This is a genomic window from Limnospira sp. (genome assembly GCF_051859755.1).
GTDB classification, from domain to species: Bacteria; Cyanobacteriota; Cyanobacteriia; order Cyanobacteriales; family Microcoleaceae; genus Limnospira; species Limnospira fusiformis.
Window position 1 is genome coordinate 19,070 of the sequence record NZ_JBIMLI010000052.1, and the last position, 11,362, is coordinate 30,431.

General features: G+C 46.0%; 8 protein-coding genes and 2 pseudogenes. 1 reads left to right on the top strand and 9 read right to left on the bottom strand.

Features of this window, described 5'->3' with window-relative positions; all coding sequences use genetic code 11:
- Positions 1–112: 112 nt before the first annotated feature.
- The 6 genes from minD to ACTIE0_RS11300 all read right to left on the bottom strand — a co-directional run bounded on the left by minD (position 113) and on the right by ACTIE0_RS11300 (position 8,134).
- Positions 113–919 (bottom strand): septum site-determining protein MinD, encoded by an 807-nt coding sequence (gene minD, locus ACTIE0_RS11275; RefSeq protein WP_006670760.1) that lies wholly within the window; start codon positions 917–919, stop codon positions 113–115.
- Between the two features lie 107 nt (positions 920–1,026).
- On the bottom strand, positions 1,027–1,884 hold the full coding sequence (gene minC, locus ACTIE0_RS11280) for a septum site-determining protein MinC (RefSeq protein WP_006620399.1): 858 nt from the start codon (positions 1,882–1,884) through the stop codon (positions 1,027–1,029).
- Positions 1,885–2,172: 288 nt separating this feature from the next.
- Positions 2,173–3,900 carry a succinate dehydrogenase/fumarate reductase flavoprotein subunit gene (locus tag ACTIE0_RS11285; RefSeq protein WP_006670761.1) on the bottom strand — a complete coding sequence of 576 codons (1,728 nt, stop codon included), beginning with the start codon at positions 3,898–3,900 and terminating at the stop codon, positions 2,173–2,175.
- A 108-nt stretch (positions 3,901–4,008) separates the two neighbouring features.
- The gene (locus tag ACTIE0_RS11290) at positions 4,009–4,320 is read right to left on the bottom strand and encodes a hypothetical protein (RefSeq protein ID WP_006620397.1); all 312 of its coding nucleotides are present in this window, start codon (positions 4,318–4,320) and stop codon (positions 4,009–4,011) included.
- A 144-nt stretch (positions 4,321–4,464) separates the two neighbouring features.
- Positions 4,465–6,768, bottom strand: a complete 2,304-nt coding sequence (gene pbpC, locus ACTIE0_RS11295; protein WP_006670762.1) for a penicillin-binding protein 1C — start codon at positions 6,766–6,768, stop codon at positions 4,465–4,467.
- Between the two features lie 334 nt (positions 6,769–7,102).
- A complete protein-coding gene (locus ACTIE0_RS11300) occupies positions 7,103–8,134 on the bottom strand; it encodes an adenosine deaminase (protein ID WP_006620394.1) in 1,032 nt (343 codons plus the stop codon).
- 158 nt (positions 8,135–8,292) lie between these two features.
- Between ACTIE0_RS11300 and ACTIE0_RS11305 the strand changes: the two genes are divergently transcribed.
- Positions 8,293–9,609 (top strand): four-carbon acid sugar kinase family protein, encoded by a 1,317-nt coding sequence (locus ACTIE0_RS11305; protein WP_006620393.1) that lies wholly within the window; start codon positions 8,293–8,295, stop codon positions 9,607–9,609.
- Between the two features lie 8 nt (positions 9,610–9,617).
- Here ACTIE0_RS11305 and ACTIE0_RS11310 read toward each other — a convergent pair whose 3' ends face one another.
- The 3 genes and pseudogenes from ACTIE0_RS11310 to ACTIE0_RS11320 form a co-directional block, all read right to left on the bottom strand.
- Positions 9,618–10,382: a response regulator transcription factor gene (locus ACTIE0_RS11310; RefSeq protein WP_006620392.1), complete on the bottom strand. Its 765-nt coding sequence runs from the start codon at positions 10,380–10,382 to the stop codon at positions 9,618–9,620.
- Positions 10,383–10,616: 234 nt separating this feature from the next.
- A pseudogene (locus ACTIE0_RS11315) lies at positions 10,617–10,892 on the bottom strand (IS1 family transposase); the annotation flags it as partial.
- 19 nt (positions 10,893–10,911) lie between these two features.
- Positions 10,912–11,287, bottom strand: a pseudogene (locus tag ACTIE0_RS11320) (IS630 family transposase); the annotation flags it as partial.
- Between the last annotated feature and the right edge of the window lie 75 nt (positions 11,288–11,362).

An 11,362-nucleotide genomic window follows, 5' to 3' on the forward strand; every position in this document is an offset into this window, starting at 1 on the left:
TACACCTGGGCGATAAATACCTCGATGATCCAATACTCCGCACGTCCCTAGTCACCTCTTGAGAAAGCCCCCAGACCCCTACCGCCCCGGCGATGAGTTATTCAAAGGGTTACTACATAATCTTAGACGACAACAGCCTACGCAGTCGCGCAAAAAAACCAGGAGGCGCTGGGTCTAACTCCATAAACGGCACTTTTTCCCCCTCTAGGCGGCGGGCAATATTATTAAAGGCTGTCACCGCCGGAGAAATAGTTTCCGTTAATACCAAAGGTTCACCCTTGTTAGTCGAAACAATTACCTGTTCATCATCGGGAACTACGCCCACCAGTGGAATGGCTAGAATTTCCTCGACATCCTGAACCGACATCATATCATTAGCTTTTACCATCCCCGGTTTAATCCGGTTGATCAGCAGCCGTATCCGCTTGATACCATTCGCCTCCAATAAGCCAATCACACGATCGCCATCTCGCACGGCTGATATTTCCGGTGTCGTTACCACAATAGCCTCACTCGCCGCGGCGATCGCATTTTGGAAACCTTGTTCAATACCCGCCGGACAGTCAATCAAAATATACTCATATTTCGGACTCAACTGGCTGATCAACTCCTTCATTTGTTCCGGCGTTACCGCATCCTTCATCCGATTTTGAGCCGCTGGTAACAATACTAACCGGGGTTGGCGCTTGTCTTTCACTAAAGCCTGTTCCAGACGACACTCCCCTGATAGGACTTCCACCGCCGTATATACAATGCGGTTTTCCAGTCCCAGCAGCAAGTCTAAATTTCTCAAACCAAAGTCAGCATCAATCACCACAACTGAGTGTCCTCGTTGGGCGAGAGCCATGCCAAGATTGGCTGTAGAGGTAGTTTTTCCGACTCCTCCCTTTCCAGAGGTTACAACTATAATGCGACTCATGGGGGTTCTTAGTTGGTTAACAGTTATTAATATTAACGATCGCTACATGGGCAATAAATGCGATCGGATGATAGCAGATTCCCTAGCCATATCCAACAGCAATAGTATTACAGGCTGTCATCACTAGGGGCTTTGCTGATTTGCCAGAGTTTCACTCGCCCCATTTCCGTAGCCCGGCTAATACGGATGCCTTTCGCCGTCATATAAGCTACTTCCGGGTAAAATTCCTCCGGCGGGTTTTCTGGACCCCGCGCCACCTGATCCCCTATGCGGATCAGCATCGGTTCCATTTGCAAGGCCATAATCATGGTTTGCAGGTTTCCGTTAGCCCCAGCATGGACGGTTCCCCGCAAACGACCCCAAATGATTATATCCCCATTAGCAACTATGGAACTACCTGGGTTAACATCTCCCAAAACTACCACCGTCCCCGGATGACGTATTTCTACCCCCGATCGCAAAGTCATCTTTAAGTATAGGGGTTCAGCCTCTACGGTAGTCCTTTCCCTTTCCTTTTGGTTTAAATGGTCGCGATCCGATTCGCGATCGACTGAATATCCCGCCGTCGCCGCCGCTACCGCTGTTTGCGCCCTACCTGTTCTTACCCGCTTTAGCTCTAATTTCGCCGATGTCAGGATATCTCTAATATCCTGCAATTGACGACTATCTAACAGCCTATTTGGGCTGACCAGATGCACTTCTAGCCCCTCTTCCCAGCTATGTTCCTCCCCTGTGATCCGATGTTTCATCACCTGCAACAAATCCCCCCAACTACTACTGTTGGAGTTCTCAGAGCGATCGCCTTCCTCTGGTAAAATCAGCAGTAAATTCTCACCCTCCCGTTTAAACCGGATTTGGGAATTACCATCACTCTGCCCAAATCCCTTTGCCGTTTCTTCGGCGGTTTCTTCGGCGGTTTCTTCGGCGGTTTCTTCGGCGGTTTCTTCTAAGTTTTCTTCAGACATAATAATTGGTTAAGCACATTCTTCACCGGGAACTGTTTACCCGAAATCATCACCAATCACTCACTTTCCACTATCCCATCCCAAATGTCAAGATTTCAGAAACCCGGTTTCTGGGAAGTCAGCTTGTGTTCACAGTGGCGGGTGTATTAATCTTTTCCGTGGGAGGCGAGGTATACCGGAACCCCGTAGGCGATCGCCTTTCCCTGACCGATATCTTGAATTATCAATTAAATTTTCTCCCCTGTAAAAGTCTTCTTTGGTCACAGGGGAGATGATAATTTGAGTGATTTAATACTTGCGTTCCTGGGGTTCAAACATAGTAATAGCCACAGGACGATAAGCCAAATCAATGCCAGCCTGGGAATAGTAAGCAAGAGTATGCTTGAGGAAATTCTGGTCATCGCGGGTAGTATAATCCTCGCGACTGTGAGCGCCCCGACTCTCGCGACGGTTGAGGGCAGAAGTCAAAATCATCTCACCCACAATCATAATATTCCGTAATTCCAAGGCTTCAATAACTTCTGTATTCCACAATTTACCCCGGTCATCCAAATAAATATTTTGGTAACGTTCACGGCATAGCTGAAGCTGATTTAAGCCCTCCTGCATCACATCTTCAGTGCGAAAAACTCCACAATGCAAAGTCATAGCATCCTGAAATTCTTGTCGAAGTTGACCAATGCGACAGTCCCCCGACTTATCCAGTAATTCCTGTACCTGATTTTTAGCTTCTTGGAGGTAGTGCGACTCGTTGACATTTGGCAATTTACGGTTTTGTACAAATTGTGCGATCGCCGCCCCCGTCCGCTTCCCATAAACCACACACTCCAACAGAGAATTACTACCCAAACGGTTAGCCCCATGGACAGACACACAAGCCGCCTCACCCGCAGCAAATAACCCATCTACCAAACTATCAGCACTAGCGAGAACCCGACCATCAGTATTAGTGGGAATACCCCCCATAGAATAGTGAACCGTAGGACGCACAGGCATAGGTTCAACCACCGCATCAACCCCCACCAAACGATGGGCTTCTTCCCAACAGAAAGGAATGCGACTCATAATTTTTTCCCGCCCCATGTGTCGCAAGTCCAGATACACAAACGGGCCGCCCGCAGTGCCATCACGATTAATACCCCGTCCGGCACGAATTTCTAACGTAATTGCCCTAGAAGTAATATCACGGGGGGCTAACTCCATTTTACCGGGGGCGTAATTTTTCATAAAGCGATCGCCCTCACTATTAATCAAATAAGCCCCTTCACCGCGTACCGCCTCAGAAATTAACACACCCACCGGATAAAGGCCTGTCGGGTGAAACTGGACAAACTCCATATCCTGTAACGGTATCCCCGCCAAAGCCGACATAGCCAAGCCATCCCCCGTAGAGGCAAAATCATTAGAAGTAGTGTTAAAAGCCCGACCATAGCCACCCGTAGCGAACATCACCGCTTTAGCCCTAGCCACTTGGATAGTACCATCGAGGATATTATACATCACCACACCTTTCGCTTCCCCTTCTTCCAGAATCAGGCGCATTACATACCACTCATCATAGATATGCACACCGTAGCGACGCAGGTTATTAACTAACTCGTGGAGGATAGCGTGTCCAGTTTTATCAGCCGCGTAGCAAGTGCGGCGGTGGGTATGACCTCCAAAAGCCCGTTGGGCGATACGACCGTCCGGGAGGCGCGAAAACAAAACCCCCATGTGTTCCAGGTCAATAATTACATCTGGGGCCTCTTTCGCCAGAATTTCCACAGCGTCTTGGTCTGCTAGGTAGTCTGACCCTTTCACCGTATCAAAGGCGTGGGCTTCCCAGGTATCTTCAGGGTCAACATTATTGAGAGTCGCCGCGATACCTCCTTGGGCTGCTACAGAGTGAGACCTAATGGGGTGCGTTTTAGCTATAACAGCAATATTTAGGCTGGGGTCAGTCCGGGCTATCTCAACGGCCGCGCGACTTCCCGCTAAACCACCACCAACGATAATTACATCATGTTCTAGCATAGTTCTCTAGTTTGTTCGATATTTGCACATATTCCATAGTTAAACAAAAAAAAACCTCCCTGCCAAAAGGCAAGGAAGTCTTTAGGGTTGACTGACTGCTATGGTGTCTTAACTGGTAGCTTGCGCTGGCTGTTCAGATCCCTTAATTTCCTGATCTGTTGCTGTTTCTGAGTTGATGTCTGTGGGCATGACTTCGATATGGTTTAACAAGGTGGTAACGAAGGCAAACAGCAGAAACGGCAGCGATAGCACTACAATCAGTCCTAGCATGGTGAGGGCAAAAATTTGCTGAGAACTACTCCACAAGGCTAGGGAGGAGGCTAGGGCGATGAAAATGACGATCAGCCAAATCATGATTTGACCGTAAATGTCGCCATAGGTAAGGGTACAGTTGATCCGGTATTTCTTTAACTTTTCCATCTCAGTTAATCTCGTGACTTATAAAATTCTAGGCTAAGGCTAAGATGAGGTTTTGGAACATTTCTCAATATTTTCACAAAAGTTGTAATTAAACTTTACATTCCCTCGGCTGGCTTCGGTTTGGGGTCTGTCCCGCAGCCCCTGTCAATCTTCACCTATGGAAAAACCCCGCCGATACGGTTTGACTTCGGCTTCCCTCACTTGAAAATTAATGCGATCGCTCATATTTTCACGGGTGACTACTTTCAGGGTAAAATCTCCGATTTCTGGCTGCCAAAATATTGATTTGCTGGTGGTTGTGGCTATCTTATTATCATTAATAAACCATTGGATTTCTTGATTGTCAACTCCCGCAACTTTCAACTCTAGGGGCGAATCATGACCCGCAGTGACCAGGAAATAATCATTATTTTGAGGTAAAACAATCCTCAGTTTTCCTGAACTTAAATGAGGCGATTCCTGTTGCGATAACCACTCATTATATGCGGCGGGTAACTCCCCCGTCACAGACAGGTTATCATAATCCTTAATATCCTCTGGATAGAAATATTCTAACACAATCCCTGAGCCACAATCATCAGTAAGTTTCCATCCCGTATGGCTACAAATCGGCAATTCAAATAATCCCTCTGGCGGCGGGAAATTATCCGGTTTTTTGTTTCTATGAAGATACATCATAATCTGATTCCATAACGGCGCAGCCCCCATGACACCCGAAATATTTTGCATCGGCTGAGAGTCGAAATTTCCCACCCAAGTTGCGACGGTGTAATCAGTAGTAAATCCCACCGTCCAAGTATCTCGATAATCAGAAGAAGTCCCTGTTTTTACGGCTACCGGAAAGGGTAAATTTAACACGGAATCAACTCCAAAGGCTGTAGCCCTAGCATGGGAGTCCGCCAGCATATTTACAATTAATTCCCAACTGGTGGCTGTGTCTATTTGCATACATTTCTGTTTACACGGGGGCGCAATTTCTGGTATAATTGTAGTCACCAGTGGCGTGAACTTTCCCCGGTTCGCAAAAGTTAAATAAGCCTGGGCTAATTCCCAAAGACTCACCTCGCCACTACCTAAACTTAACCCAAGTCCATAATGTTCCGGTTCTCGGTCAAGGTGGGTAAAACCTAGTTGATGTAAACGTGATAAAAACTCACCTACACCGACTTTTTCTAAAACTCGCACAGCCGGAATATTTAAGGAATTACCTAACGCAATTCGTACCCGCACAGGTCCTAAAAAGGTTTCACTATAATCAACGGGTGCATACAGTTTAGCACCGGGAATAGGGTAATATGTGGGTACGTCTGGGAGTATGGTATTCGGTCGGATAATTCCTTGGGCGATCGCTAATTGATATAAAAATGGTTTCAGGGTTGAACCCGGCTGTCGCCAGGCTTGCACTCCATCATTTGAACCTAAATTTTGCCAGTTAAAATAATCAGGAGAACCTACATACGCTAAAACTTCCCCCGTATGATTATTAATCACTATAGCCGCCCCATGATTAACATTTTGACCCCCTAAAGCCGTCACGACATGACGGACTTGGGTTTCTACAAATTGCTGGAGAGTCCGGTCTAAGGTGGTCTGTATTTTGGGGCTGGTAATTTCTGCCTTTGACAGTTGACTAGCTACCCAAAATAAAAAATGAGGCGCGGCGATAATACCCTGTTCGCGAGGTGCAATTCTCAGAGTTTCTCGATAGGCGCGATCGCTTTTTTCTGGGGTTATATACCCATCTTCTACCATGCGATCTAAAACATATTTTTGCCGCTGTTTCAGTCCCTCCCAATTGAAATAAGGATTTAGATCCGTTGGGTCGTTGGGAAGTCCCGCTAATACACTCGCTTGCGATAAACTTAGGTCAGAAGCACCTATACCAAAATAAGTCCGCGCCGCCGCTTCCACACCATACAGGTTACCACCCATAGGAATACGGTTAATATAAGCTGCTAGAATTTCGTCTCGGTTCATTCCAGCAAATAGTCGCCAAGATAACCAAATTTCTCTGATTTTGTGCGGGAGAGTATTGGGTGAGGGTTCTAACATTCGCGCTAGTTGCATGGTAATAGTAGACGCGCCACTAACTATCTCTCTGGCTTGTATGGCTTCCATGACCGCCCTCACGATCGCTATTATATCTACAGCACCATGTTGATAATATCGCTTATCTTCTGCTGCAATAATGGCTTGGATAAAATACGGGGAAACTTCCTTTAAGGGGACTACAGCCGTATGACTTTGGTCTTGGCTGAGAATTGTTCCTAATGCTAAACCTTGGCGATCGCTAAATTCCATCGATACCGAATTTTGACGGATATCTTTCGCCCTAATTGGTATTGAATAAGGAATGCTTCTAATTAACACCACTAGCAGCAACATCACTGCTACAACTTTCACACACCTACTACGCCGCAGAATAACCACATCTGGCCATTTTAACATTCTCTTTGTCCCCTTCCTTCAACAACTCTATTTATCCATATTCATTCATGCGATCGCCTAATCTTCACCCCGTGTTGATTTATTATTCAATTTTTAAAAAATTGTTCCGACAAATTAGCGCCAACAGGTTGACAAGCACCCAGAACTAATGATATTATATTGACATACTTTTTAATAATTAAGCCTTTGCTTAAATAAAAATTTAACAAATATTCCCATTATCTAAAATGATAGCACAAACTTCACCAAAAAACCACCGCCCCCTCCAGAAAAAATTGTTCGCAACATTTCTTAACTTTTCGTTACAAAAGTTAACATAACCTTCTATAGATAATTAACAGGGGAACCCGCCGCCACAATTACCACAATTATATAGATTATTATCGATGTCGGCTAAATACTTATCTTTTTCGGCTTGACTGAGAAAGGAAGCGATAAAAGAATTTTTCGCCAACTGTATCAGTTGAGAATTAGTGAAATGCAAAGCATCTTGAACAGCGAGATAATTTTCGTTAATATATCCGCCGAAGTAAGCGGGGTCGTCCGAATTAATAGTAACACATAAACCCAACTCAAGCAATTTTTTAATATTATGGGATTTGATGTCAGGAAAGACCCTCAACTTAACATTAGACAAAGGGCAGACAGTTAAGGGGATTTGTTGCTGTACCAAATAAGCAACCAATTCCGGGTCTTCTGTACAGCGGACACCGTGATCAATCCGGGATACCTGTAAGAGATTAATGGCTTCCCAAATATAATCAGCGCCGGCTTCTTCTCCCCCATGGGCGACAGTTAAAAACCCCTCAGATTTGGCTTTATCAAATACCTGTTTAAATTTACTAGGAGGATTGTGCAATTCCGCCGAATCTAAACCGACAGCCATAATGCCATCTTGATAAGGTAAGGCTTGTTCAAGGGTATTCATGGCAGCTTCTGCGCTTAAATCTCGGAGGAAACAAAGAATCAAGTGGGAGGAGATATTTAGATAGGTTTTGGCATCTTGTAGGGCGGAGTGTATCCCCTGGTAGACAACGGAGAAATCAATACCGCGATCGCTATGAGTTTGGGGGTCAAAAAAGATTTCCGTGTGGCGGACATTCTGCTGAACGCATTTTTGTAAATAAGCCCAGGTTAAATCATAAAAATCCTGGTCAGTGCGGAGAACATTAGCGCCCTGATAATATAAATCCAGAAAGGATTGTAAATTGGAGAAATGATAGGATTGTTGCACATCCGCCACTGACGCGAAAGATAAAGATAGATGGTTTCTTTGAGCGAGGTCAAACATCATCTGTGGTTCTAAAGTCCCTTCGATGTGAAGATGTAGTTCGGCTTTGGGAAGACTATAAATCAACTGATTCATCTGGCGATCATCCTACAACCTGTTGACTGTCAATGATAACTGGAAAGCCATTAACAAATTTGTATGGGCTGTAGATTCAAGTTACCATTAATGGTAAGGTGGTCAGAGAGTCCTACGGTCTGACTCAATCTTTCTCTTGTTACTTCCACACTAAAGCAATGGCACCTAAAATTATAGTTCTGGATGATGACCCCACCGGTTCCCAAACGGTTCATAGTTGTCTGTTATTGACACAATGGGACGTAGAAACCTTACGGCTGGGACTTAGTGACCAGTCTCCGATATTCTTTATCTTAACTAATACCAGAGCATTAACCCCAGAAGCAGCAGCCACAGTTACACGAGAAGTTACCCATAATCTGAAAATAGCGATCGCCGCCGAGTCTATCGAAGACTTTTTAGTGGTGAGTCGGTCTGACTCCACCCTACGGGGTCACTACCCCATAGAAACCGATGTGATCGCCGAAGAATTAGGCCCCTTTGACGCTCATTTTTTAGTTCCCGCTTTCTTTGAAGGGGGACGGATAACCAGAGGGGGAACCCACTACCTGAAAATAGACGGCGTTGATACCCCTGTACACCAAACGGAATTTGCTCGCGATTCAGTATTCAGCTACCATTATTCCTACCTACCCGATTATGTAGAGGAAAAGACCCAAGGACGCATTAAAGCCGAAGCTGTGCAACTTTTCACATTGGGGGACATTCGCAACGGGACCCTAGACCGACTGATGCAACTCAGTGATAACCAATGTGTGGGAGTTGACGGGGAAACCCAAAGCGACCTAGACCAATTCGCCTCGGATATCCTAGCCGCCGCCAGTAAGGGAAAACGTTTCTTATTCCGCAGCGCGGCGAGTATCCTCACCTCCCTAGCCTCCCTGGGTCCCCAACCATTACCACCGGAGTCTATGGGGAAATATACCCGAAATAATCAACCGGGAGTGGTGTTGATGGGTTCCCATGTGAAAAAATCTACCCAACAGCTTGAACAGTTATTGAAAGAACCAGATATCGTGGGGGTTGAGGTAGATGTGTCTCACCTGTTAGATGATAGTCCCTCTCTACGTCAAGAGTTACTCAGCCAAATTAGCGATCGCATTGCTCAAATCCATAAACCGGGTCAAACCCCTGTAGTGTACACCTCTCGCCAAGAAATCACCTTTGACAATACTCAAGTCCGGTTAGAATTTGGGGTGGCGGTTTCAGATTTGTTAATGGATATTGTCCGGGGTTTACCAAAAGATATTGGATTTTTGATTAGCAAGGGAGGCATCACCTCCAATGATGTCCTTAGTAAAGGTCTAAGCCTCCCCACCGCGCGACTCTTGGGACAGGTTATGGCTGGTTGTTCAATGGTTAAAACCCCCGCATCACATACCCAATTCCCTAATCTTCCCGTTGTCCTGTTTCCAGGTAATGTGGGTGATGCTAACGGGTTAGTCACTGTCTATCAACGACTCAAAAACCATTGATTGAGGTGCTACACCTGATCAGATACATCAGATAGATCAGTCTCTCCCACCTCTGATGAGTTTTTGCCGTTACCTGCTGGAAGTTCCAAACAGTAACCAGCACCATAAACGGTTTTGATGTAGCGAGGATGACGTGGATCGGGTTCCATTTTGGTGCGTAAATGGCGAATATGAACCCGGATAGTTTCGATATCATCGTCCGGGTCATAGCCCCAAACTTCCTTGAGAATTTCACTGGGGGCTACGGTTTGACCGTGACGTTGTAGCAAACAGTGCAGTAACTCAAATTCTAGGTGAGTTAGTTTGACTGTCTGATCAAACCAGATCGCCTCGAACCTTTCGGGAACTAGGGTAAGAACTCCATAACTGAGGATCTCGCTGTGTTTAGCCGCTTGCGGAATGCGATCGGTGCGTCGCAATAGCGCGCGGACACGAGCCAGCATTTCTTCGAGTTCAAAGGGTTTAGTTAAATAATCATCAGCCCCTGCGTTAAAGCCTTCGACTTTATCTTGGGTTTGTCCCAAGGCTGTCAACATCAAAACCGGGATATCTCCGGTGCGTTCATCTCGGCGTAGACGCTGACAGACGGTGAACCCATCGACTTTGGGCAGCATTAGGTCTAAAATAATCAGGTCGGGCAGTAGTTGCAGCGCTAGTGCTTGTCCTACTATACCATCAGGGGCTAGGGTGACTTCATAACCAGCCATCTCTAGGTTAATCGCCACCAGCTCTGCGATCGCGGGATCATCATCAATCACTAAAATTCGGGGCATTGTCCAAAACTCTGTCTAAAGGTTTTCAGCTTTAACCGCCTATAGGGACTAATCCTTCCCTTCCAGGGAGGCTATGCGAACAGCAAAACTGCCTATATATTCTACCATATATGGGTATTTCACACCTCCCGCTTGAGTTTGATTGACTAGGGCCAGCCCTAAACACTATAAATGCTAAAAAACGTACAGAAATTTGATGTGAACTGCTAGTTTATTATTGATGGTACTGGTCACTTAAGGTGGCAAGTCTCGAAAGCTCCTCAGAGAAAGCATTGGGCCAACACTCACCGCTCGTGAGGCGAAACCGAGCGCCATGGCAGGAGTCTCCCAACTCGACCATCGCGGTCTAACCAAATTATGGATTAAACGCTGTACCGAGAGTGCTCGATCGAGTCCTGATGGCGTTTTGGCGTAGAGATTTTGTCGGCGCCGAAAGGCACTACAACGACGACGTCAGGCAGCATTGTGTGCTTCACAGTGGTTGCCATGGACTTCGCTCTCGGCACTGATATAGCACTAGTCAATGCGGTTAGGACGCAGCCTTGAGAACGGAATCCATGGCATCATGGAGAGAATCAAACTGCTCACGTGCAGTGGCGAATGCGGGCTTTCAGCCACGACCAACATTTCTCTATCTTGTTGAGGTCTGGCGAATAAGGTGGTAGATAGAGTAAACGGCATTGAGCTGCCTCCACCAGTTCAGCAATCCGCCCCCCTTTATGAAACGTTGCATTGTCCAATACTAGAGTCTGACCTGGCTTCAATGTTGGAATTAAGATGAACTCCAACCACAACTCAAACACTGTCCGATTACAACAACCCTCAAAGCTAAAGGGAGCTAAGAGTTGTTGATGACACCATGCGGCTATCATACTTACCCTGCCCTGCCTCTTCCCTGATTTGATATCAAGTTCGCTTAATCGGTTATAATATCAGTGACCAATGCCAAACTTGCGTTATGCCCAGACGAATTAGTATAG